18 protein-coding genes and 1 pseudogene are annotated in these 23,134 nt (G+C 61.9%); 10 read left to right on the plus strand and 9 right to left on the minus strand.

What is annotated here, in order from left to right; translation table 11 throughout:
• Positions 1-31: 31 nt before the first annotated feature.
• The 8 genes from phaZ to J1N02_RS15620 all read right to left on the minus strand — a co-directional run bounded on the left by phaZ (position 32) and on the right by J1N02_RS15620 (position 10,404).
• On the minus strand, positions 32-877 hold the full coding sequence (gene phaZ / locus J1N02_RS15585) for a poly(3-hydroxyalkanoate) depolymerase (RefSeq protein ID WP_027605018.1): 846 nt from the start codon (positions 875-877) through the stop codon (positions 32-34).
• 137 nt (positions 878-1,014) lie between these two features.
• Positions 1,015-2,694, minus strand: a complete 1,680-nt coding sequence (phaC, locus tag J1N02_RS15590; RefSeq protein ID WP_108573662.1) for a class II poly(R)-hydroxyalkanoic acid synthase — start codon at positions 2,692-2,694, stop codon at positions 1,015-1,017.
• A gap of 249 nt (positions 2,695-2,943) precedes the next feature.
• Positions 2,944-3,321: a gamma-butyrobetaine hydroxylase-like domain-containing protein gene (locus J1N02_RS15595; protein WP_027605016.1), complete on the minus strand. Its 378-nt coding sequence runs from the start codon at positions 3,319-3,321 to the stop codon at positions 2,944-2,946.
• Between the two features lie 149 nt (positions 3,322-3,470).
• Complete coding sequence (gene hslU / locus J1N02_RS15600) at positions 3,471-4,808, minus strand: ATP-dependent protease ATPase subunit HslU (protein WP_421147472.1); 1,338 nt, start codon at positions 4,806-4,808, stop codon at positions 3,471-3,473.
• Positions 4,809-4,845: 37 nt separating this feature from the next.
• Entirely contained in the window at positions 4,846-5,376 is a 531-nt protein-coding gene (hslV, locus tag J1N02_RS15605) for an ATP-dependent protease subunit HslV (protein WP_010563201.1), read from the minus strand.
• A 258-nt stretch (positions 5,377-5,634) separates the two neighbouring features.
• Entirely contained in the window at positions 5,635-6,336 is a 702-nt protein-coding gene (locus J1N02_RS15610) for an SPOR domain-containing protein (RefSeq protein ID WP_027605014.1), read from the minus strand.
• A 1-nt stretch (position 6,337) separates the two neighbouring features.
• Entirely contained in the window at positions 6,338-8,074 is a 1,737-nt protein-coding gene (gene argS, locus J1N02_RS15615) for an arginine--tRNA ligase (protein ID WP_098480515.1), read from the minus strand.
• Positions 8,075-8,184: 110 nt separating this feature from the next.
• A complete protein-coding gene (locus J1N02_RS15620) occupies positions 8,185-10,404 on the minus strand; it encodes a primosomal protein N' (RefSeq protein WP_421147473.1) in 2,220 nt (739 codons plus the stop codon).
• 230 nt (positions 10,405-10,634) lie between these two features.
• Here J1N02_RS15620 and rpmE point away from each other — a divergent pair, with 230 nt between their 5' ends.
• The 3 genes from rpmE to J1N02_RS15635 all read left to right on the plus strand — a co-directional run bounded on the left by rpmE (position 10,635) and on the right by J1N02_RS15635 (position 13,139).
• On the plus strand, positions 10,635-10,868 hold the full coding sequence (gene rpmE / locus J1N02_RS15625) for a 50S ribosomal protein L31 (RefSeq protein WP_005784030.1): 234 nt from the start codon (positions 10,635-10,637) through the stop codon (positions 10,866-10,868).
• Positions 10,869-10,882: 14 nt separating this feature from the next.
• Entirely contained in the window at positions 10,883-11,689 is an 807-nt protein-coding gene (locus J1N02_RS15630) for a thermonuclease family protein (protein ID WP_108573660.1), read from the plus strand.
• 181 nt (positions 11,690-11,870) lie between these two features.
• The gene (locus tag J1N02_RS15635; RefSeq protein ID WP_027605010.1) at positions 11,871-13,139 is read left to right on the plus strand and encodes a malic enzyme-like NAD(P)-binding protein; all 1,269 of its coding nucleotides are present in this window, start codon (positions 11,871-11,873) and stop codon (positions 13,137-13,139) included.
• Positions 13,140-13,339: 200 nt separating this feature from the next.
• On the opposite strand, the gene J1N02_RS15640 is transcribed toward J1N02_RS15635, so the two are convergent.
• Positions 13,340-15,799, minus strand: a complete 2,460-nt coding sequence (locus J1N02_RS15640; RefSeq protein ID WP_371263358.1) for a penicillin-binding protein 1A — start codon at positions 15,797-15,799, stop codon at positions 13,340-13,342.
• A gap of 221 nt (positions 15,800-16,020) precedes the next feature.
• On the opposite strand from J1N02_RS15640, the gene pilM reads away from it, so the two are divergent.
• From pilM to J1N02_RS15675, 7 genes and pseudogenes are all read left to right on the plus strand, one after another.
• Complete coding sequence (pilM, locus tag J1N02_RS15645; protein ID WP_027605008.1) at positions 16,021-16,677, plus strand: type IV pilus biogenesis protein PilM; 657 nt, start codon at positions 16,021-16,023, stop codon at positions 16,675-16,677.
• Positions 16,674-17,225 carry a PilN domain-containing protein gene (locus J1N02_RS15650; RefSeq protein WP_092489395.1) on the plus strand — a complete coding sequence of 184 codons (552 nt, stop codon included), beginning with the start codon at positions 16,674-16,676 and terminating at the stop codon, positions 17,223-17,225. Before pilM ends, J1N02_RS15650 begins: the two co-directional genes overlap by 4 nt.
• Positions 17,222-18,193: a pilus assembly protein PilP gene (locus J1N02_RS15655; protein ID WP_169899229.1), complete on the plus strand. Its 972-nt coding sequence runs from the start codon at positions 17,222-17,224 to the stop codon at positions 18,191-18,193. The genes J1N02_RS15650 and J1N02_RS15655 overlap by 4 nt, the downstream gene beginning before the upstream one ends.
• Positions 18,194-18,322: 129 nt before the next feature.
• Positions 18,323-19,588: pseudogene (locus J1N02_RS15660) on the plus strand (type IV pilus secretin PilQ); the annotation flags it as partial.
• 4 nt (positions 19,589-19,592) lie between these two features.
• Complete coding sequence (gene aroK, locus J1N02_RS15665) at positions 19,593-20,111, plus strand: shikimate kinase AroK (protein ID WP_003171222.1); 519 nt, start codon at positions 19,593-19,595, stop codon at positions 20,109-20,111.
• A gap of 125 nt (positions 20,112-20,236) precedes the next feature.
• A complete protein-coding gene (gene aroB / locus J1N02_RS15670; protein WP_027605004.1) occupies positions 20,237-21,337 on the plus strand; it encodes a 3-dehydroquinate synthase in 1,101 nt (366 codons plus the stop codon).
• Between the two features lie 10 nt (positions 21,338-21,347).
• Positions 21,348-22,892, plus strand: a complete 1,545-nt coding sequence (locus J1N02_RS15675) for an SPOR domain-containing protein (protein WP_027605003.1) — start codon at positions 21,348-21,350, stop codon at positions 22,890-22,892.
• Positions 22,893-23,134 lie beyond the last annotated feature (242 nt).

Genomic DNA, 23,134 nt, shown 5'->3' on the forward strand with positions numbered 1-23,134 from the left:
GTTCTCGGCAAGTTGCGCGGCGGTGTGGTCCTTACACCGCAGGTCGCGGGTGAATCACGGCCCGCATGCGCTCCTCCTCGAGAAACTTCATGATGATCGGCGCCACGGCTTCAGCCCGGGTGATCAGGAACAGGTGGCCGTCATCGATGATGTGCAACTGTGCGTTGGGAATGCGCCAGGCCAGCATGCGCATGTTGACCAGCGGGATCAGCGGGTCGTCGTCCCCGGCCAGCACCAGGGTCGGCTGGCGGATCTTGTGCAGCCAGTGGATGCTGGTCCAGCCCAACCCCGCGAAGAGTTGCCAGTAGTAGCCCAGCTTGCCGGCCGAGCGCACTTTGCTCGCGTGCTCGGCCGCCAGTTTCGAATCGCGGCGGAACGAACCGCCATAGATCATCGGTGCGATGCGCACCACGTGGGACGGTTGGATATAGCGCCGGGGGCTGGCCATCAGCCACAGCACCTTCGGCTTGCCTGGCACCATAAAGGCACCGGCCGCGGTCGCCGCCAGGATCAGTTTCTTGCAGCGTTCCGGGTAGTCGTAGGCAAACTGCTGCGCCAAGGCGCCGCCCCAGGACACGCCCACCGCATTCACCTGGCCATAGTCCAGGTAGTCCAGCATGCGCGCAGTGAGCTTGGCCAGGCCGGGAAAACGATAAGGCCGGTTGGGCGTCGAGGAGCCACCCACGCCCGGCACATCGAAGGCGATCACTTCCAGGTCCGGGTCCAGGGCCTGGACGAACGGAAACACCAGCTCAAGGTTGGCGCCGATGCCGTTGAAGATCAGCAACGGCGTCAAGTGGGGCTTGCCCGGGCGTACCGCCGTGCGGATGGTCTGGCCATCCAGGTCGATGGTACGAAAGATGAACGGTTGCGGCATGCTCAAGCCCTGTGAGATGTGACGGTTGGAATGCAGGCCAACGGTGGGAGGGGGCTTGCCCCCGATTGCAATTGATCAGATGGCTGACACACGGCCATCGGGAGCAAGCCCCCTCCCACATTTGAACGCATTTCAATTCAGCGTTCGTGTACGTAAGTCCCGGGGGCTGCTTCCGCTGCGGCATAGGTCTTGTTACCCAAAGTCGTCGGTGCCTTCTTCAGCTTGCCCGCCCGTTCCGCTTGCCACGCCTGCCAATGCAGCCACCACGAGTCAGTATGCTTGGTCGCATTCTCCTGCCACTCCAGTGGCTTGCCCGCCAGGCTGTCGCTGGTCTGGTAGCGCGCCTTGGGGTTGCCGGGCGGGTTGAGGATGCTCTGGATATGCCCGCTGCTGGAGAGTACGAATTCCACCTTGCCGCCAAACAGCTGGGCCGATTTGTAGCACGACTGCCACGGCGTGATGTGGTCGTTGGTGCCGGCCAGTGAATAGATATCGGCCGTGACCTGCTTGAGGTCGATCGGCGTGCCGCACACTTCCAGGGCATTGGCGCGCACGAGCGGGTTGTTTTTGAACAGTTCGATCAGGTCGCCGTGGAAGGCCGCAGGCAAGCGCGTGGTGTCGTTGTTCCAGAACAGGATGTCGAACACAGGCGGCTCATTGCCCAGCAGGTAGTTGTTGACCCAGTAGTTCCAGATCAGGTCGTTGGGGCGCATCCAGGCGAACACCTTGGCCATGTCGCGGCCTTCCAGTACACCGGCCTGGTAGGAGTGGCGCTTGGCCGCTTCCAGGGTCTGCTCATCTACGAACAGCGCTACCTGGGTGTCCAGGGTGGTGTCCAGCACACTCACAAGCAGGGTCAGGGCGTTGACCTTCTTCTCCCCCAGCGCCGCGTAGTGGCCCAGCAGGGCGGTGCAGGTGATGCCGCCGGAGCAGGCGCCGAGCATATTCACGTCTTTGCTGCCGGTGATCGCGGTGACCACGTCGACCGCTTCCTTGAGCGCCTCGATATAGGTCGACAGGCCCCATTCGCGCTGGGCCTTGGTAGGGTTGCGCCAACTGACGATAAAGGTCTGCTGCCCATTGCGCAGGCAGAAGCGCGCCAGGCTCTTTTCCGGGCTCAGGTCGAATACATAGAATTTGTTGATCTGCGGCGGTACCACCAGCAACGGGCGTTCGTGCACCTGTTCGGTGATCGGCTTGTACTGGATCAACTCCAGCACGTCGTTGCGAAATACCACCGCCCCTTCGGTGATGCCCAGGGTCTTGCCCACTTCAAACGCGCCCATGTTGACCTGGCTCGGCATGCCGCCGTTGTGCACCATGTCCTTGGCCAGGTGCGACAGGCCGTCGAGCAGGCTCTTGCCGCCGGTTTCAAAGAAGCGTTTGACCGCCGCCGGGTTGGCCGCGCTGTTGGTAGGGGCCATGGCTTCGGTCATCAGGTTGATTACGAAGTGGCCGCGGCTGATGTCCTGTTCCGACAGGTTACTGTGGCCGATCCAGTCGTGCAGTTCCTTGCGCCACGCCAGGTAGGTTTGCAGGTAGCGTTTGTAGAGCGGGTTCTGGCTCCAGGCTGGGTCGTGGAAGCGACGGTCATCGCTTTCGGGCTGCAGCTGCGATTTGCCGAACATCACGTTCTTCAATTCAACGCCAAAATGGGCGACGTGCTTGACGCTGTGCAACGGTTGCTTGATGGCTTGGGTCAGCACCATCTTGGCCGAGGCCAGTAAATCCTTTTTACGTAACGCGATGATCGGGTTGAGCCCCAGGGTGTTTTCCGAGGCCTGGCGTTTCAAGTCATCGTTGTTCTTGTTACTCATCTACGACGCTCCATTGTCCGAAAGACGAGTACCGGGTACCGCTGCGCACCAGGTTTCGATACACAACACAAGCCAGGTACTGCGACTCGGGTGACCGTTGATACCGCATCGTCAAATGCAGGGAACTTGCCAGTTCCATTGGTTACCCGAGTTTAATTTTTTTCGCAAGCGGGCCAATCGTTGGCCACGCGACAGGGCATTCAAGCAGATGAAATTAGAAAATGCCCTCTAAAGAGCAAGAAGCCTGGACTAGAGCATCAGCCGCACGACCGACTCGCTCGGATCACGGGTTTTGCCGGCTGCCTTGAGCTCGGCGAGATAATCGGCCCACAACGCGTCCTGACGCACGGCCAATTGGTAGAGGTAGTCCCAGGTGAACAGTCCGCTGTCATGTCCGTCGTCGAAGGTCAATTTCAGTGCGTACTGGCCGGCCGGTTCGATCTTGGTCAGGCGCACGTTGAGCTTGCCGAATTGCAGGATGGGCTTGCCGTGGCCCTGGACCTCGGCGGAAGGCGAATGCACCCGCAGCAGTTCGGCGGGCAACTGGTAGACCTCGTCGGGCCCATAGGTGAGGCCGAGGGTGTTGGAGGTTTTGTGCAGGTTTACAGCGGTAGGAAACTTGGCCATATGAGGTGCTCTTGAATAAACCGGCTTAAAAATGTGGGAGGGGGCTTACCCCCGATTGCAGTGGGTCAGCTATAGATAAGCTGACTGATCCACCGCTATCGGGGGCAAGCCCCCTCCCACATTTGAAGCAAAGCAGTTCTGTGTGAGGCTTACAGAATATACCGCGACAAGTCCTCGTTCTGCGCCAATTCGCCCAGGTGGCTGTTGACGTAGTCGGCGTCGATCTTGATCGCTACGCCATTCTGCGCCCCGGCCATGTCGCCGGCGCTGAAGGACACTTCCTCAAGCAGGCGCTCAAGCAAGGTGTGCAGGCGGCGCGCACCGATGTTCTCGGTCTTCTCGTTGACCTGCCAGGCAATCTCCGCCAGGCGCTTGATACCGTCCGGCAGGAACTCGATGCCCAGCCCTTCGGTTTTCAGCAGCTCACGGTACTGCTCGGTGAGCGACGCATGGGGTTCGCTGAGGATGCGCTCGAAGTCGCCGGGGGTCAGCGCCTTCAGCTCTACGCGAATCGGCAGCCGGCCTTGCAGCTCGGGCACCAGGTCGCTTGGCTTGCTCAGGTGGAACGCACCCGAAGCGATAAACAGGATGTGGTCGGTCTTGACCATGCCCAGCTTGGTATTGACAGTGCAACCTTCGATCAGCGGCAGCAGGTCGCGCTGCACACCTTCGCGGGATACATCGACGCCGCCGGCGTTGCCGCGCTTGGCGACCTTGTCGATCTCGTCGATAAACACGATGCCATGCTGCTCAACGGCTTCCAGGGCCTTGGCCTTGAGCTCTTCGTCGTTGACCAGGCGTCCCGCTTCTTCATCGCGTACCAGCTTCAGCGCGTCCTTGACCTTGAGCTTGCGGCTTTTCTTCTTGCCCTTGCCCATGTTGGCGAACAGATTCTGCAACTGGCTGGTCATTTCTTCCATGCCAGGCGGTGCGGAGATGTCGACGCCAGAGACTTCAGCGACTTCGATCTCGATTTCCTTGTCGTCCAACTGGCCTTCACGCAGGCGCTTGCGGAACAGCTGGCGGGTGTTGGAATCCGAGGCCGGTGCGGCATCTTCGTTGAAGCCCATGCGCGCGGGTGGCAGCAGGGCGTCGAGGATGCGTTCTTCGGCGGCGTCTTCGGCGCGGTGGCTGACCTTGGTCATTTCCTGCTCGCGCAGCAGCTTCAGGGCAGCGTCGGCCAGATCACGAATGATCGACTCGACATCGCGGCCCACATAGCCGACTTCGGTGAACTTGGTCGCTTCGACCTTGATGAACGGCGCGTTGGCCAGCTTGGCCAGGCGTCGCGCGATCTCGGTTTTACCGACGCCGGTCGGGCCGATCATCAGGATGTTCTTCGGTGTTACTTCAACGCGCAATTCTTCGGGCAGTTGCATCCGGCGCCAGCGGTTACGCAGCGCGATGGCAACGGCGCGCTTGGCATCGTCCTGGCCGATGATATGGCGATTGAGTTCATGGACGATTTCGCGGGGAGTCATGGACATAGTGTTTGGCGGCCTCAAGCGGGAATAAGCCTGTGGCTTACTCGGCGAGGTCCTGCTCCTCAATGGTGAAGTTGTGGTTGGTGAACACGCAGATATCGCCGGCGATGCCCAGGGCGGTCTCGACGATTTCGCGGGCCGACAGGTCGGTTTTCTTCAACAGTGCGCTGGCTGCGGCTTGTGCATACCCGCCGCCGGAGCCCATGGCGATCAGGCCATGTTCAGGTTCAACCACATCGCCGTTACCGGTGATGATCAGGGACGCATCTTTGTTGGCGACGGCCAGCATGGCTTCCAGGCGGCTGAGGGAGCGGTCGGTGCGCCATTCCTTGGCGAGTTCGACCGCGGCGCGTACGAGGTGGCCCTGGTGTTTTTCCAGCTGGCCTTCGAAACGCTCGAAGAGGGTGAAGGCGTCGGCGGTTGCACCGGCAAAACCGGCGAGGACCTGGCCGTGATACAGGCGACGCACTTTTTTCGCATTGCCTTTCATCACGGTATTGCCCAGGGAAACCTGGCCGTCGCCGCCCATGACGACTTTGCCGTGGCGACGTACTGAAACGATGGTGGTCAAGGGGAGAGTCTCCACGCAGCGGGGCGAAAATGCCCTGATGGAAACTCATATGGGGGTGGCGGGGGGGATTTCAACCATGGGGGTTTATGGCGGACGAGTGGTGTTTATCGGTCTGACACCCATTTCAGAGCGCTGCAAAAGCAACTGTGGGAGGGGGCTTGCCCCCGATAGCGGTAGATCAGTCAATATTTTCGGCGACTGATACACCGCCATCGGGGGCAAGCCCCCGCCCACATTTTTATCGAAGTTGAGCCCGAATCAGCGGCTCTGGCGCTGTTGTAACAACAGGTTGCTAAACCCGGCGCCGGCCAATTGCTTCTGCGCCACGGTGAGCTGTTCGCGGTTGCTGAACGGCCCCACCAGCACGCGATACCAGGTCGCGTCCTTCACCGTGCCGGACTCCACCGTCACCGTCTGGCCCAACAGAATGATCTGCGCACGCACGCGATCCGCATCGGCCTGCTTCGGGAACGAGCCCGCCTGCAGGAAGAACTTGGTCACCGGCGCGGCCTTGGTTTCGGCAACCGGTGGTGCTGGCGGCGGAGTAATCCCGGCCAACGCCGCCTGGGCCCGGGCGGTATCGATTTTCGCGGCTTCTGCCGGGGTTACCGGGGTGGTCGGCACTTGCGGCGTCGGCAGGGTTTTCTCCGGCACGGCGTCAGGCGGCACGATCACTTCCGATTCCGGCAGCAGCGTATAGAAGTCGTACTTCGGCTTTACCGGTGCTGTCGGGCTCGGTGCAGTCTTGTTGGCTTCGGCCATTTTCGTGGCCTTCTGCTGCTCCTGCTTGACCCGTTTGACGTCATCGCCCTGGCCTGGGTCCAGCTTCATCAGGAACACGATAAACGCGCCGACCGTGAGGCCGATGGCCATCCACAACCAGCCTGGGATCGGCTTCTTCGCCGGGGCCTGGTAGCGGCTGGCGCCGCGCTTGGGTGCAGGTTTTTTCTTGGCAGCCAACTTACATACGCTCCAGAGTTTCCAGGCCCAACAGTTCCAGGCCTTGCTTGAGGGTCCGTCCAGCCAGTGCGGCGAGGCGCAGGCGACTTTGCTTCTGGGCTTCGTCGTCGGCGGTGAGGATCGGGCAGTTCTCGTAGAAGCTGGAGAACAACCCGGCGACTTCGTACAGGTAGGTGCACAGGATATGCGGCGTGCCTTTCTCGCCGACGCTGTTCAGTACTTCGCCGAATTGCGCCAGCTTGGCGGCCAGCTCCTGTTCATGGGGCGCGTCCAGCACGATGCGGCCTTCGACTTCGCTGAAGTCCTTGCCCAGCTTGCGGAACACACCGGCCACGCGGGTGTAGGCGTACAGCAGGTACGGCGCGGTGTTGCCCTCGAAGTTGAGCATCAGTTCGAAGTTGAAGCTGTAGTCGCTGGTGCGGTGCTTGGACAGGTCGGCGTATTTCACCGCGCCAATCCCCACCACGCGGGCAATATTGCGCAGGTCGGCCTCGGCCAGCTCCGGGTTCTTTTCCTTCACCAGGTTGTAGGCGCGGTCCTGGGCTTCGTTGAGCAGGTCGATCAGCTTGACGGTGCCGCCATCGCGGGTCTTGAACGGGCGGCCATCGGCGCCGTTCATGGTGCCGAAGCCCATGTGCTCCATGTGCATCGGATGGGTGACGAAACCGGCGCGACGTGCCACTTCGAACACCTGCTGGAAGTGCAGGGCCTGGCGCTGGTCGACGAAATACAGCGCACGGTCGGCCTTGAGCACGCCGCTGCGGTAGCGCACGGCCGCGAGGTCGGTGGTGGCGTAGAGGTAGCCGCCATCGGCCTTGACGATGATCACCGGCAGCGGCTCGCCGTCGGCGGTCTTGAATTCATCGAGGAACACGCACTGCGCGCCGTTGCTCTCCACCAGCAGGCCCTTGGCCTTGAGGTCGTTGACCACGTTGATCAGGTCGTCGTTGTAGGCGCTTTCGCCCATCACGTCGGCCATGGTCAGCTTGACGTTGAGCAACTCGTAGATTTCCTGGCAGTGGGACAGCGAGATCTCGCGGAAGCGGCCCCACAGTTCCAGGCATTCCTTGTCGCCGGCTTGCAGCTTGACCACCAGACCGCGGGCGCGATCGGCGAACTCTTCGGATTCGTCGAAACGCTTCTTGGCGGCGCGGTAGAAGTTCTCCAGGTCCGACAGCTCGTTGCTGGTGATCGGGTTTTCCTGCAGGTAGGCCATCAGCATGCCGAACTGAGTGCCCCAGTCGCCTACGTGGTTCTGGCGGATCACGGTGTCGCCGAGAAACTCCAGGACCCGGGCCACGCCGTCGCCGATGATGGTCGAGCGCAGGTGACCGACATGCATCTCCTTGGCCAGGTTGGGCGCCGACAGGTCGATGGCCACGCGCTGAGCCGGGCCGGCCTTGCGTACGCCGATCCTGGCGTCGGCCAGGGCCGCATCCAGGCGTGAAGCCAGGGCCTGGGTGTTCTGGAAGAAGTTGATAAAGCCCGGGCCGGCGATTTCGGCCTTGGTAACGCTCTCGTCGGCAGGCAGCGCGGCGATGATTTTTTCCGCCAGGTCGCGCGGCTTCATGCCGGCCGGCTTGGACAGCATCATCGCGATGTTGCTGGCGAAGTCGCCGTGGGTCTTGTCGCGGGTGTTTTCCACCTGGATCGCCGGCGTCAGGCCTTCAGGCAACACACCTTCGTTGACGAGTTGGGTGAGGGCTTGTTGGATCAGCTGGCGAATGGTGTCTTTCATGGTGTTCTCTTTCGACCGCAAGCGGCGGCGCGCGATGCGCAGGTGGAAAAACTGGGCATTATCCGTGGCGAGGGCGGGCTTGCCAACCTTCGCAGGACCTATGGCCAGGCTTAATACAAATCTACCGGGTCTACATCCAACGACCATCGCACCTGGCGGCCACTGGGCATTTGCTCCAGCGCAAGTAACCAGCTACTTAATAGGCGATGCAACGGTGCGCGGGACGTGGCCTGCAAGAGTAGCTGGGCACGATAACGCCCGGCACGACGCTCCATGGGCGCGGGTACCGGGCCGAGCAATTCGATGCCGCTCAGCCCCAGCTCGCCGAGCAAGCGTTCGGCGGCGCTGCAGGCTTCATCCAGAAAACCCTCGGCCTGCCCCGGTTTATGGGCTTCGGCGCGCAACAGCGCGAGGTGCGCAAAGGGCGGCAGGCCGGCGGAGCGGCGTTCGCTCAGCGCCTGTTCGGCGAAGGCAAAGTAGCCTTGTTCGGTCAGTTGAATCAGCAACGGATGGTCGGCCAGGTGGGTCTGGATAATCACCTTGCCTGGCTCCTCGGCGCGCCCGGCACGCCCGGCGACCTGCACGATCAGCTGCGCCATGCGCTCGCTGGCGCGAAAGTCGCCGGAAAACAGGCCGCCGTCGGCATCCAGGATCGACACCAGGGTCACCCGGGGGAAGTGGTGCCCTTTGGCGAGCATCTGTGTGCCCACGAGGATGCACGGCTGGCCCTTCTGGATGGTGGCGAACAGCTGGTTCATGGCGTCCTTGCGCGAGGTGCTGTCGCGGTCGACCCGCAAAACCGGGTAGTCCGGGAACAGAATGCCCAGGCGCTCCTCGGCGCGCTCGGTGCCTGCGCCCACCGGACGCAGGTCGACCTTGCCGCACTGCGGGCAATGGCGCGGTACACGTTCCACATGGCCGCAATGGTGGCAACGCAGTTCGCCATGGCGCTGGTGCACGGTCATGCGCGCATCGCAACGCTCGCACTCGGACATCCAGCCGCAGTCATGGCACAGCAGCGTCGGCGCAAAGCCCCGGCGGTTGAGAAACACCAAGACCTGCTGGCCGGCCGCCAGGGTCTGGCCGATGGCTTGTTGCATCGGCCCGGAAATGCCGCTGTCCAGCGGCCGGCTTTTTACGTCCAGGCGCAGGAAGCGTGGTTGCTTGGCGCCGCCGGCGCGCTCGTTCAGGCGCAGCAGCCCGTAACGACCGGTGTAGGCGTTGTGCAGGCTTTCCAGGGAGGGTGTGGCCGAGCCCAGCACAATCGGGATGTCTTCCTGGCGCGCGCGCACCAGCGCCAGGTCGCGGGCGTGGTAGCGCAGGCCTTCCTGCTGTTTATAGGAGCCGTCGTGCTCCTCGTCGATGATGATCAGCCCGGGATTTTTCATCGGCGTGAACAGCGCCGAGCGGGTGCCGATAATAATGTCGGCTTCGCCATCCCGCGCCGCCAGCCACGACTCCAGGCGTTCACGGTCATTGACCGCCGAGTGCACCAGGGCGATGCGCGCATTGAAACGCTGCTCGAAGCGCGCCAGGGTCTGCGGGCCCAGGTTGATCTCGGGGATCAGCACCAGTGCCTGTTTGCCGGCCTGCAGGGTTTCGCGGATCAGCTGCAAATAGACTTCGGTCTTGCCGCTGCCGGTGACGCCCGCCAGCAGGAACGCATGGAAGCTGTCGAAACCTGCGCGAATCGCTTCATAGGCGGCGCGTTGTTCAGGGTTCAGCGGCAGTTCGGGCTGGGCCAGCCAGTGTTCGTGGCGCGGGTCGGGGGCGTGCCTGCGGATTTCCACCTGTACCAGGCCCTTGGCCAGCAACAGGTCGAGGCTGTCCTTGCTCAGCATCAGCTTGCTCAATAGCTGATGGGCGACGCCGTGGGGATGCTGGGCCAGGGTCGCCAGGGCTTCACGCTGGCGCGGGGCGCGGGCGATGCGCGGGTCGTCGAGGCGTGCGCCGGGCACCGTCGACCAGAAGCGCTCCTGGCGCGTTTCGGCCAGTTCGCCCTGGCGCAACAGCACCGGCAGTGCCCAGCTCAGCGTGTCACCGAGGCTGTGCTGGTAATACTGGGCGGTCCACAGGCACAGCTTGAACAGCGCGGGCGGCAACGGCGGCGTGGCATCGAGCAGGGCGATGGCCGGCTTGAGCTTCTCGGCCGGCACTTCACTGTGGTCGGCGACTTCCACCAGGATGCCGATCATCTCCCGACGGCCAAACGGCACGCGCACGCGCATGCCCGGCTGCAACTGCGCACGCAGCACATCGGCCGGGGCCCGGTAGTCGAACAGGCGGCGCAGGGGCGAGGGCAGGGCTAGGCGCAAAATGGCGTCGGGCACGCGAGAGGTCTCATCTATAAAGGCAGGCGGTGGCGCAGGGGCGGGAGCCTAGCAGACCGGGAGAGGCTTGGGGTAGCCGCCAGTTTTCTGATGAAAGGTGCTTTTATGTTGACGCGCGATGGGTGTCGCCGCTTGCGCGTTTAAAAAGGTCTGGTAGAATCCGCGGCCTAATTACGTGCGGTATTCGACAATAGTGTCGAGTGGCGGCACGCTAGCCCGAGGAAGTCACCATGAAAGCCGATATCCATCCAGCGTACGAAACCATCGAAGTAACCTGCAGCTGCGGCAACAAGTTCGAAACTCGCTCGAACCTGTGCAAGCCACTGGGTACTGACGTATGCAACGAGTGCCACCCGTTCTACACCGGTAAGCAGAAAACTCTGGACACCGGCGGCCGTGTACAGCGCTTCGCAGATCGCTTTGGTGCTTTCGGCAAGAAGCCTGCTGCTACTCCAGCAGAGTAAGGCTCAAAAGCCTTATGGGCTTTTGCCAGCTGTTGAAAAAGGCGTCCCTTGCGGGCGCCTTTTTTGTGCCTGCGATTTGGGTGACGGCCGTGCAGGCCGAGGTATTCTGCCCCGCGCCGATGGCCCTGGCCCGCGTGGAAGTGCAGCGGGTAGTGGATGGCGACACGGTGCGCCTCAAGGATGGCCGCAGTGTGCGGATGATCGGTATCAATGCCCCGGAAACCGGCAAGAAGGGGCGCGCCGACGAGCCATTTGCAGTCGCGGCTCGTCAGCGCCTGCAGGCGCTGGTGGCTGCCAGCGGTGGTCGTGTCGGCCTGGTGCCGGGGCGTGAGCGCAAGGATCATTACGGCCGCACCCTGGCCCACCTCTATGGTGCCGACGGTGAGAACCTGGAGGCGCAACTGTTGGCTGAGGGCCTGGGGTTCCAGGTCGGCGTGGCGCCGAATGTCGATCTCGTCGCCTGTCAGCAGGCGGCTGAAAACAGCGCCCGTAAAGCGCGCCTGGGCCTGTGGCGCCAATCGCCGGTACAGTCTGTGGCGCAGCTCAAACGCTCCGGGTTTGCCGTGGTCAGTGGCCGGGTCAGCCAGGTAAAGCGCAATCGTGGCGGTATCTGGATTGAAATGCAGGGATCACTGGTATTACGCATCGCCCCTGTTCTGGTCAGCCAATTCGATGCTGCCACGCTCAATGGTCTGCAAGGCCGCACTGTTGAGGCGCGGGGCTGGGTACAGGATCGCTCGCGACGCGGCGGGCTGAAAAAAGGTCAGGCGCGCTGGCTTCTGCCGTTGACCGATCCGGGCATGCTCAAATCGACGCCTTGAGAAAAAATTGTAGACATTTTTTAAGTCGATTGTGAACAGTTGAGCCCTTGTATCCCGTGGCTCTTGGCCGAAAGTCTTAGTGCAGGGCCCTTGACACCTGTGACTGCCCAGTCTTGTAGGGACTTTACGACACGAGTATCCTCGGCGGTCCGTCGACCAACAGTAAAAGCGGAATGCCGATATGTCTGATTTGAAAACTGCCGCTCTCGAATATCATGCCCATCCTCGTCCAGGAAAGCTGAGTGTAGAGCTCACCAAAGCCACCGCCACCGCCCGCGACCTGTCGCTGGCCTACAGCCCTGGCGTGGCCGAGCCCGTACGTGAAATCGCCCGCGACCCCGAACTGGCGTACAAGTACACCGGCAAAGGCAACCTGGTTGCAGTGATTTCCGATGGCACCGCGATTCTCGGCCTGGGTAACCTCGGCCCACTGGCCTCCAAGCCAGTCATGGAAGGTAAGGGCGTGCTGTTCAAGCGCTTCGCCGGCATCGACGTTTTCGATATCGAAGTCGACTCCGAGAGCCCGCAGGCTTTCATCGACACGGTCAAGCGCATTTCCATCACCTTCGGTGGCATCAATCTGGAAGACATCAAGGCACCTGAGTGCTTCGAGATCGAAAAGGCCCTGATCGAGCAGTGCGACATTCCGGTATTCCACGATGACCAGCACGGCACCGCGATCGTCACCGCGGCCGGCATGATCAACGCCCTGGAAATCGCCGGCAAGACCCTGGCTGACGCCAAGATCGTCTGCCTGGGCGCCGGCGCTGCGGCCATCTCCTGCATGAAGCTGATCGTCAGCATGGGCGCCAAGCTGGAAAACATCTATATGGTCGACAGCAAGGGCGTGATCCAGTCCGAGCGTACCGACCTGAACCAGTACAAGGCGATGTTTGCCCACCCGTCCTCCAAGCGTACCCTGGCTGACGCCCTGAACGGTGCCGACGTGTTCGTCGGCCTGTCCGGCCCGAACCTGCTGAGCGCTGAAGGCCTGAAGTCCATGGCGGCCAACCCGATCGTGTTCGCCTGCTCCAACCCTGATCCGGAAATCGCCCCGGAACTGGCCCACGCCACCCGCGACGACGTGATCATGGCCACCGGTCGTTCGGACTACCCGAACCAGGTCAACAACGTTTTGGGCTTCCCGTTCATCTTCCGTGGTGCCCTGGACGTTCGCGCCAAGCGCATCAACGAAGAGATGAAAGTGGCTGCCGCCAACGCCCTGCGTGAACTGGCCAAGCTGCCGGTGCCTCAGGACGTGTGCGACGCCTACGGTGGCGCCAAGCTGGAATTCGGTCGTGAGTACATCATCCCGAAACCAATGGATAAGCGCCTGATCACCCTGATCTCCGATGCCGTGGCCAAGGCCGCGATCGAGACCGGTGTGGCCACCCTGCCGTATCCGAAAAACTACCCGCTGCAAAGCGTGGATGATGTGTTCAACGGCTAAGCCGTTGTAGCGCACCAACAAAAAGCCCCGGCTCTCGCGAGTCGGGGCTTTTTGCTGTGTGGTAATTAACTCGGAGAACCGAATGTGGGAGGGGGCTTGCCCCCGATTGCAGTGGGTCAGCTACAGATAAACTGGCTGGTCCACCGCTATCGGGGGCAAGCCCCCTCCCACATTGGATCTGTGTTTAAACACAGGCTCTGTCAGAACAGATCGATCGGCGCCGCCTCATCCGCCGGCAACGGGCTGCCCGGTACGACACCGTTGCCCAGCTCATTGACCGACGGCGGCGTATCTTCGCTCTTGAACAGTTCGAAGTACGCGTTCGGCGTGCTCGGTGAGGCCGCACGGCCACTGACCGGGTCGATCCGCAGGCTGAGGATGCCTTCCGGCTCCGGTTGGGTGTGCAGCGGCTTGTCCTTCAAGGCCGCGCCCATGTAGCTCATCCAGATCGGTAGCGCTACGGTACCGCCGAACTCGCGGCGGCCAAGGCTTTCCGGCTGGTCATAGCCGGTCCACACAGTGGTCACGTAGTCGGCGTTGTAGCCGGAGAACCAGGCATCCTTGGATTCGTTGGTGGTACCGGTCTTGCCCGCGATGTCCGCGCGCCCCAAGGCCAGGGCGCGCCGGCCGGTGCCTTTCTTGATTACGTCTTCCAGGATGCTGTTGAGGATATAGGTGGTACGGCCATCCACAATGCGCTCGGCCACGGCGGGTGCCTGCGGTTCGGTTGCAGCGGGGTTGGTGGCTGGCGCGGTTCCTGGGGTCGGCTCGATGGTGATACCGCCATTGCCTGGCGCCGCCAGGCCATCCGTCGCAGCGATGCCGTTGACCACATCACCCGGCACGCGTGGCGGGTTGGCGGTGAACAGGGTGTCGCCGTTGCGGCTTTCGATCTTGTCGATCAGGTACGGCGCGATCTTGTAGCCGCCGTTGGCAAAGGTGCTCCAACCGGTGGCGATTTCCATCGGCGTGAGGGTCGCGGTACCCAAGGCCAGGGACAGGTTCGGCGGCAGGTCCGACTTGTTGAAGCCAAAGCGCGTGATGTAGTCGATGGTCTTGCCGACACCCATCGCCTGCAGCAGGCGGATGGACACCAGGTTGCGTGACTTGTACAGCGCCTCACGGATACGGATAGGGCCAAGGAAAGTGTTGGTGTCGTTCTTCGGGCGCCAGACTTTGTCCAGGTACTCGTCGACGAACACGATGGGTGCATCGTTGACCAGGCTGGCGGCGGTGTAGCCGTTATCCAGGGCGGCGCTGTAGATGAACGGCTTGAAGCTCGAGCCCGGCTGGCGCTTGGCCTGGGTGGCCCGGTTGTAGTTGCTCTGCTCGAATGCGAAGCCACCCACCAGGGCGCGGATTGCACCGTTCTGCGGGTCCAGCGATACCAGGGCGCCCTGGGCCAGCGGCACCTGGCTGAATTTCAGGCTGTCGTCCTTCTGGCGTTGCACGCGGATCAGGTCACCCACTTGCGCGACATCCGACGGTTGCTTCGGCATCGGGCCCATGCTGTTGGTGTTCAGGAACGGGCGCGCCCATTTCATGCTGTCCCAGGCCACGTGGGCTTCGCCGGTGCGGGTCAGTACCTGCACGCCATCTTTCTTCACCTGGGTGACGATGGCCGGCTCCAGGCCGCTGATCGCACGCTGTTTGCCCAGCTCGGCCGTCCAGGCGCTCAGGGTCTTGCCTGGCAGGCGCGACTCAGGCCCTCGGTAGCCGTGGCGCTGGTCGTAGGTGATCAGGCCGGAATGCACGGAGTCATTGGCGATCTCCTGCAAGTCGCTCGGAACCGTCGTGGTCACGCGGAAGCCTTCGGTGTAGGCCTCGCTGCCGTAACGACCGACCATCTCGGCACGCGCCATTTCGGCGATATACGGGGCATTCACTTCCGGCGTCGGCACGTGGTAGCTGGCGTTCAACGGCTCGGCCACCGCACTTTCATAGGCGGCCTGGTCGATCTTGCCCAACTTGTACATGCGCCCCAGGATCCAGTCGCGGCGCTCTTTGCTGCGCGCCGGGTTGGCCAGGGGGTTGAAGCGCGAAGGGGCCTTGGGCAGGCCGGCAATCATCGCCATCTGCGCCAGGCTGGCGTCACGAATCGACTTGCCGTAGTAGACCTGGGAGGCCGCCTCGATCCCGTAGGCACGGTTGCCCAGGTAGATCTTGTTGACGTACAGCTCGAGGATCTCGTCCTTGGTCAGCTGACGTTCGATCTGCAATGCCAGCAGGATTTCAGTGGCTTTGCGCGAAAAACTGCGCTCGCTGGTGAGGAAGAAGTTCTTCGCCACCTGCATGGTGATGGTGCTGCCGCCGGATTGAATGTGTCCGCTTTTTACCAGTTGTGTGGCCGCACGCACCAGGCTGCTGGGGTCGACGCCATAGTGGTTGGCAAAATTATCGTCTTCGGCCGACAGCAATGCGCTGATGAAATTAGGTGGAATGTCGGCAAAACGGATCGGTGTGCGGCGCATTTCGCCGAACTCCGCGATCAGCTTTTCATCGCTGCTGTAGACCCGCAAAGGAATCTGCAACTGGATACTTCTGAGGGCCTCTACGGAGGGTAAACCCGGACTAAGGTAGAGGTAGGCTCCGCTGAGTACGAGCAGCAGCCCGCAGACGATCGCGACAATGGAGTACCCGAAAAACTTCAGCAGACGGATCAAGGCTTTTGGATTTCCAGAGAAAAGAATGGGTTACGCGTCGGGGCATGCATGGCAAACGATGGATCGACCCGAGCTGCAGATAAAAAGCGGGGAAAAACGCTGGGCATTAAAGCATTTTTCGCCTTGGGGCGTCATTCGCGCCGGCTCAACAAGTCGACCGAATGCAGGGCTTCCGGCGGCAATCAGGCGTTAAGACAGGCAAAGCTTTGGGGAGTTTTATGGGAAAGGGATTTTTCAGGCGCAAAGTCGACACCGTCCTTGGCGTCGACATCAATGAGGCAGGGATCAGGCTGGTAGAGCTGAACTGTTCAGCCAACCGTTACACCGTGCAGGGCTACGCCACACAGGCGCTGCCGGCCCAGGCGGTGGTCGACGGCGTCTGGCTGGACCTGGAAGGCATAGGCCATGCGCTGTACACGGCGCTGTCCCGGCTGCGCACGTCGGCCAGGCAGGCGGCGGTCGCCGTTTCCGGTCCTTCGGTCATTACACGGGTCATTGAAATGCAGGCGGGGCTTGGCGACGACGAAATGGCCCGGAGGATCCAGGTGGAGGCAGAGCAATACATTCCCTACCCGCTGGACGAGGTGGCGCTGGACTTTCAGGTCCAGGGGCCGTCGACGCAGGATCCCGCGCGGGTCGAGGTGTTGCTGGCCGCGTGTCTGAAGGAGCACGTCGAGGTCCGTGAAGCCGTGTTGGCCCTGGCGGGGCTGGTGCCCAGGGTGGTGGATGTCGAAGGGTTTGCATTGGCGCGCGCTTGCCGTCAGGATTTCGCCAGCTTCACGCCGGGTCATCGAGTCGATGGTGCCCAGTGGATCGTGGATGCCCCTGGGATGGGAGTCGCTTGCGGGTTGGCCCTGAGGAGTTTCGCTGGATGACACGAATCAATCTTTTGCCTTGGCGCCAGGCGCTGGCGGAGCGCAGGCGTAAATATTTCCTGATACTGCTGGTGGCGTTTGCCTGTGTCGCGCTCGCGACGGTGTGGCTGGCGGACCAGGTGATCGACCAGGCGATCGACCGGCAGGTGACGCGAAACGATCATGTGCGCAAGGACGTCGGCGTCCTGGACTCGCGCATCCAGACCATTGACGACCTCCAGGTGCAAAGCCAGCAACTGGCGGAGCGCATGAAAGTCGTGCAGGACCTGCACGATAATCGCTCCGCCGGTGCACAGCTGCTGGATCAGTTGGCCCGTGCGGTGCCCGACGGTGTGCATTTGCATGAGGTCGTGGCGAAAGGCGATACGGTGAGTATCAGCGGCAGTGCTGAGTCCAGCCAGGATATTGCCCAACTGATGCGCCGCCTGGAGGCATCCGAAGGCGCCCACGCCACTCGCCTGCAGCATGTACGAACCGAAGGCGCTCGCGGCAACACTGAATTCCAGTTGATGGTGCGCCAGGGAGAATCTTCCGAGGCCCAGCCATGAGCCGGCCCAGGCTCGAATTTTCCGCGCTGACTCACAATGCTGCCAAATGGCCCTTACCTGGCAGGATCTTGTTGGGCTGTGCGCTGGCCGGCGTGGTGCTGTTGGTGGGCGACCTTGTGTACCTCAGCCCGTCGCGGGAGCGCTTGCGCGAGGTCGAGGTGCAGGAAGTGAGCTTGCAGCAGCAACTTGCGGAAAAAGCCGTCCTGGCTGCGGACCTTGAAGAGCGGGCTCGCCAGGTCCAGCTTATGCAGGAAAAGGTCAGCGGGCTTTTGCAGCAAATGCCCGAAGAGTCCGAAATGCCCGGCTTTCTTGAGGACATCGCCAGGATGGCGCTGGCCAACGGTTTGGTGATTGAGAGCGTCACTCCGCTGGATAAGCTGTCTAGGTCGTTCTATCACGAACAGCCCGTTCGCATCGGCGTCACCGGTACCTATCACGACCTGGCGACCTTTGTGAGTGCCCTGGGCGGCCTTTCGCGAATCGCCACGGCGCACGACATTGCCATAAGGCGGGATGGCAAGCTGCTGCGCCTTGATCTGCTGACCAAGACGTACTGGCATGAGCGACGAGGCATCAAGCGGGACGCGGCTGTCATGCAAGGGCAACCGTTTGTATACGGTGCTTCTGGTATTCGCGATCCGTTCCAGCCCATTGCCCTGCAAGTCGACCGCGCGCCAGGGCGGACGGCCGCTGCGCCGGACCTCGCTCGCCCGCGGGAAGCCTTGGAAGGCCACCCAATGGATCAGTTCGAGATGGTCGGCACGTTGTCCCGTGGGGCGCAGACCTTCGCCTTGCTGCGCCAGGCCTCGACCGTGCATCGCCTGGCAGTCGGCGACTATCTGGGGCCGGACCATGGTCGAGTTACAGCGATTCATGACGGCCATATCGAACTGGTCGAGTTGTTTCCCGATGAACAGGGGGGATGGCTGGAGCGTCCGCGAACCCTCGTGCTAAACGTCAACTCATAACGGAATCAAACAATGAAAAGGACTTTCTCGTCCTTCGGTGTGGCGCTATGGATAGCGTTCACGGCACCGATGGCTGCTGCTGTGCCCAATCGTGTGGACCTGATCCAGCTACCGCCTCCCGGCAGCGCGGATTCGGGCGTCTATAGCGGTGAAAAGTTGAACCTCAACTTCCAGGACATCGGACTACGCGCTGCCTTGCAGCAAATTGCCGACGTGGCGGGCCTCAATCTGGTGGTCGGCGATGACGTACAGGGCTCTATCACCCTGCGGCTCAAAGGCGTGCCCTGGGATCAGGCGCTGGACCTGGTGCTGCAAACCAAAGGCTTGGATAAACGGATAAAGGCCGGTGTCCTGCTGGTGGCGCCGGCCGAGGAGTTGGCTGCACGGGAACTGCTGGCGCTGGAGTCGCGCAAGCAGATGGCCGACCTGGCGCCGCTGCGCCGTGAGCTACTGCAAGTCAACCATGCCAAGGCGGCAGACCTGGCCAAGCTGTTTCAGTCGGTGAGCGGCTTTGAAGGCACGACCGATGAGCGTGGTTCAGTCGCAGTGGATGACCGCACCAATAACATCATTGCCTTCCAGACCGGCGAGCGCCTGGAAGAGTTGCGGCGGATCGTGGCGCAACTGGATGTGCCGGTGCGCCAGGTGATGATCGAAGCGCGGATTGTCGAGGCCAATGTCGACTACGACAAAAGCCTGGGCGCGCGCTGGGGTGGGCGGCTCACTCGCGGGAATTGGGCTGCCGGGGGGATCCAGAAGCCTTTGCCGGACGGTGCCCAGGCGCCGGAAAACGTGCCCGGCTCGCCATTTGTCGACCTGGGTTCACTCACGGGTACATCGGGACTGGGCATCGCCTTTATCACCGATAACCTCCTGCTGGACCTGGAACTGACCGCCATGGAGAAAACCGGCAATGGCGAAATCGTCTCGCAGCCCAAGGTGGTCACTTCCGACAAGGAAACCGCGCGCATTCTGAAGGGCACCGAAATTCCCTATCAGGAATCCACCTCCCAGGGTGCTACCTCGGTGTCGTTCAAGGAGGCGTCCCTGTCGTTGGAGGTCACGCCGCAGATCACCCCCGATGACCATGTGATCATGGTGGTCAAGGTCACCAAGGACGAGCCCGACTATCTCAACAAACTCAATGACGTACCGCCGATCAAGAAAAACGAGGTGAATGCCAAGGTGCTGGTCAAGGATGGCGAGACCATCGTCATCGGCGGGGTTTTCTCCAATACCCAAAGCAAAGTGGTAGATAAAGTGCCATTTTTGGGCGATGTGCCGTATCTTGGCCGCCTTTTCCGGCGCGATGTGCTGGCGGAGAAAAAATCCGAGCTGCTGGTATTCCTGACTCCGCGTATTATGAATAACCAGGCGATTGCTGTGAGTCGTTGATTCTGTGCGAAATTTGATTCTTGTAGGACCGATGGGGGCTGGAAAAAGCACCATCGGCCGATTGCTGGCCAAAGAGCTGCGCCTGCCATTCAAAGATTCCGACAAGGAAATTGAATTGCGCACGGGTGCCAATATCCCATGGATCTTCGATAAGGAAGGCGAGCTGGGCTTTCGCGACCGCGAGCAGGCGATGATTGCCGAGCTGTGCGGCTGCGATGGCGTGGTATTGGCCACCGGCGGCGGCGCGGTGATGCGCGATGAAAATCGGCGGGCGCTGCATGCCGGTGGTCGGGTGGTCTATCTGCATGCGTCGGTCGAGCAGCAGGTGGGGCGTACCGCTCGTGATCGCAATCGTCCTTTGCTGCGCACGGCGAACCCGGAAAAAACCTTGCGCGACCTGCTCGCGCTGCGCGATCCGCTGTATCGGGAAATCGCCGATCTGGTGGTGGAAACCGATGAGCGGCCGCCTCGGATGGTGGTTCTCGACATTCTCGAGCGCCTGCAACGGCTGCCACCCCGTTAAAGCCAGGCCCGAAATGCGCTATCCTCGGCGGCGCGCTATCACCCTGCGGGGTGTGGCGTAGAGCCATCAGGCAACGTCTGATCTCGACGTTACCGGTCGTCAATACATCTTCAACGCGGGGACACATGCAGACACTTAAGGTCGATCTAGGCGAGCGCAGCTACCCGATCCATATTGGCGAAGGTCTGCTGGACCAGCCCGAATTGCTGGCCCCGCACATTGCCGGGCGGCAAGTGGCAATCATCTCCAACGAGACGGTCGCGCCGCTGTATCTTGAGCGTCTGAGCCGCAGCCTGGCGGCGTACTCAGTGATCTCCGTGATTCTGCCCGATGGCGAAGCCCACAAGAACTGGGAAACCCTGCAACTGATCTTTGACGGCCTGCTGACCGCGCGCCATGACCGCCGAACCACCGTGATTGCCCTGGGCGGCGGTGTGATCGGCGACATGGCCGGCTTTGCAGCGGCCTGCTACCAGCGCGGCGTGGACTTTATCCAGGTGCCGACCACCCTGTTGTCCCAGGTCGATTCGTCGGTGGGCGGCAAGACCGGCATCAATCACCCCCTGGGCAAAAACATGGTCGGCGCGTTCTACCAGCCCCAGGCCGTGCTGATCGACACCGCGACCCTCAACACCTTGCCACCGCGGGAACTGTCGGCGGGCCTGGCGGAAGTCATCAAGTACGGGTTGATCTGCGACGAACCCTTCCTGGCCTGGCTGGAAGAACATGTGGACGCCCTGCGCGCACTCGACCAGGTGGCGCTCACCGAGGCGATTTCCCGCTCCTGCGCCGCCAAGGCGTTGGTGGTGAACGCCGACGAACGGGAGTCCGGTGTACGGGCCACCTTGAACCTGGGCCACACCTTCGGCCATGCGATCGAAACCCACATGGGCTATGGTGTGTGGTTGCATGGAGAGGCCGTAGCGGCTGGCACAGTGATGGCATTGGAGATGTCGCAACGTCTGGGCTGGATCAGCGCCCAGGAGCGTGATCGCGGTATTCGCCTGTTCCAGCGTGCCGGTTTGCCGGTTATCCCGCCGGAAGAGATGACCGAGGCGGACTTCCTCGAACATATGGCAATAGACAAGAAAGTGATCGACGGTCGCCTGCGACTGGTGCTGTTGCGCCATATGGGCGAAGCGGTGGTGACCGACGATTATCCGAAAGAGATTTTACAGGCCACGCTGGGAGCGGATTACCGCGCCCTGGCTCAGCTGAAAGGTTAATAAGATCCCGATGACTAGTTTGCATGCCGACGAGGCGTTCCTCGGCCATTACCAGTTAAGCCACGACCCTTTTGCTCCACGGGTGCCTGGTTTCAAATTTTTCCCGGCCCAGCGCAAGCCGGTGCTGGGGCAACTGCACCATCTCGCGCGCTACAGCCAACTGCTGCTGGTCGTCACGGGCCCGTTGGGCAGCGGCAAGACCTTGCTGCGCCAGGCCCTGGTGGCCAGCACCAACAAACAGTCCGTACAGAGCGTGGTGGTGTCGGCCCGTGGTGCCGGTGATGCGGCGGGCGTGCTGCGTCAGGTAGCCCAGGCGCTGGACGTCGCCACTGCCGAGCCGAATGCGATCCTCAAGCAGGTGGTGCAACTGGGTCTGACCGGCCAGGAAGTCTACCTGCTGGTGGATGACGCCGAGCAGCTCGACGAATCCGCCCTGGAAGCGCTGCTGGCGCTGGCGGCGGGCACGCCGGAAGGTCGCCCCCATGTGTTCCTGTTCGGTGAATCGTCGTTGATCGCCGATCTGGAGCAGATCAGCGGTGATCAGGAGCTGTTCCACGTTATCGAACTGCAGCCGTACGAAGAGGACGAAACCCGGGAATACCTGGCTCAACGCCTCGAAGGCGCAGGGCAGGGCATCGAACTTTTCTCCGCTGCGCAGATCTCTGATATTCACGAAAGCTCCGACGGCTGGCCTGGCACCATCAACCAGGTCGCCCGCGATGCCATGATCGAAGCCATGATTGCCAGCCGCTCTGCGGTCAAGCGTCCAAAGATGGGGTTCACTATGCCTAAGAAGCACGTATTGGCAATTTCCGCCGTTGTCGTGGTTGCGGTTGCCGCCGCCTGGTTGATTCCGGGTCGCAGCAAGGCACCGACCACCGCCGGTGCGCCAACCGAACAGGCGCAGTTGCCACTGGGCAAGCCCACGCCGAATGTCGAGTTCGCCAATTCCGGTCAGCCGACCAACCTGCCGATGGTGGGCCAGCCGGTGATGCGTGGCCCGCTCGCCGAAGAAGCCGGTGGTATCTCCGAAGGCGACGACGGTGTGCCGGTGGAAGGCTCCAGCGCCACACCGCCGACCGTGACCACTACTGCGCCACCTGCGGGCGTTCCCGCGGGTACGCCAGCGACCCCTGTGGCGCCAGCCGCCAAGCCGACCCCGGCACCGACCGTGGCCACTGCCAAGCCTGCGGCGCCAGTGGCGAAGCCGGCTCCGGCGCCAGCCGCCAAACCGGCGGAAAAACCGGCAGCCACCGTCGCCAAGGCCGGCAGCAGCTGGTACAGCAGCCAGCCCACCGGCAACTTCGTCGTGCAGATCCTCGGCACCAGCTCCGAAGCGAACGCCCAGGCGTTCGTGAAAGAGCAGGGCGGCGAATACCGTTATTTCAAGAAAGTGCTCAACGGCAAGCCTCTCTACGTGATCACCTACGGCAGCTTCCCAAGCCGTGCCGCAGCTGATTCCGCCATCAAAGCCTTGCCAGCGAAGGTTCAGGCTGGTAAACCTTGGCCTCGCACTGTCGCCAGCGTTCAACAAGAACTGGCAGCAACTCGCTGAAGATCCGGCGGCCTTACCCAGGCCGCCCTCCCGGCACCTCAAAAAAGATCGCAAGGCGTGCAGCCCCTCCAGGCCGCGCGCTTTGTGGTGTCTGCGTTACAGTAGCTTTTGAGTCGTAGCGGTCAGAATTAAAAAAGTTTTGACTAGCACAGCATATCGCTTTAAACCTTTCATAAATGCGACATAGATTTGCGACATTTCGTCGCTAAATTTGTGAGCGTTCGTGTCGGTGTGTACAATGA

This window comes from Pseudomonas sp. NFX5 (genome assembly GCF_049132125.1).
Lineage (GTDB): Bacteria > Pseudomonadota > Gammaproteobacteria > Pseudomonadales > Pseudomonadaceae > Aquipseudomonas > Aquipseudomonas marginalis.

Excerpts from the sequence above, each read along its gene's own strand:
- phaZ (WP_027605018.1), bottom strand. The coding sequence starts at position 877 with ATGCCGCAACCGTTCATCTTTCGTACCATCGACCTGGATGGCCAGACC.
- J1N02_RS15630 (WP_108573660.1), top strand. The coding sequence starts at position 10,883 with ATGGGCTTTTGCCAGCTGTTGAAAAAGGCGTCCCTTGCGGGCGCCTTT.
- pilM (WP_027605008.1), top strand. The coding sequence starts at position 16,021 with ATGGGAAAGGGATTTTTCAGGCGCAAAGTCGACACCGTCCTTGGCGTC.
- argS (WP_098480515.1), bottom strand. The coding sequence starts at position 8,074 with ATGAAAGACACCATTCGCCAGCTGATCCAACAAGCCCTCACCCAACTC.
- rpmE (WP_005784030.1), top strand. The coding sequence starts at position 10,635 with ATGAAAGCCGATATCCATCCAGCGTACGAAACCATCGAAGTAACCTGC.
- J1N02_RS15675 (WP_027605003.1), top strand. The coding sequence starts at position 21,348 with ATGACTAGTTTGCATGCCGACGAGGCGTTCCTCGGCCATTACCAGTTA.
- J1N02_RS15655 (WP_169899229.1), top strand. The coding sequence starts at position 17,222 with ATGAGCCGGCCCAGGCTCGAATTTTCCGCGCTGACTCACAATGCTGCC.
- J1N02_RS15635 (WP_027605010.1), top strand. The coding sequence starts at position 11,871 with ATGTCTGATTTGAAAACTGCCGCTCTCGAATATCATGCCCATCCTCGT.
- J1N02_RS15595 (WP_027605016.1), bottom strand. The coding sequence starts at position 3,321 with ATGGCCAAGTTTCCTACCGCTGTAAACCTGCACAAAACCTCCAACACC.
- hslU (WP_421147472.1), bottom strand. The coding sequence starts at position 4,808 with ATGTCCATGACTCCCCGCGAAATCGTCCATGAACTCAATCGCCATATC.
- phaC (WP_108573662.1), bottom strand. The coding sequence starts at position 2,694 with ATGAGTAACAAGAACAACGATGACTTGAAACGCCAGGCCTCGGAAAAC.
- J1N02_RS15650 (WP_092489395.1), top strand. The coding sequence starts at position 16,674 with ATGACACGAATCAATCTTTTGCCTTGGCGCCAGGCGCTGGCGGAGCGC.
- aroB (WP_027605004.1), top strand. The coding sequence starts at position 20,237 with ATGCAGACACTTAAGGTCGATCTAGGCGAGCGCAGCTACCCGATCCAT.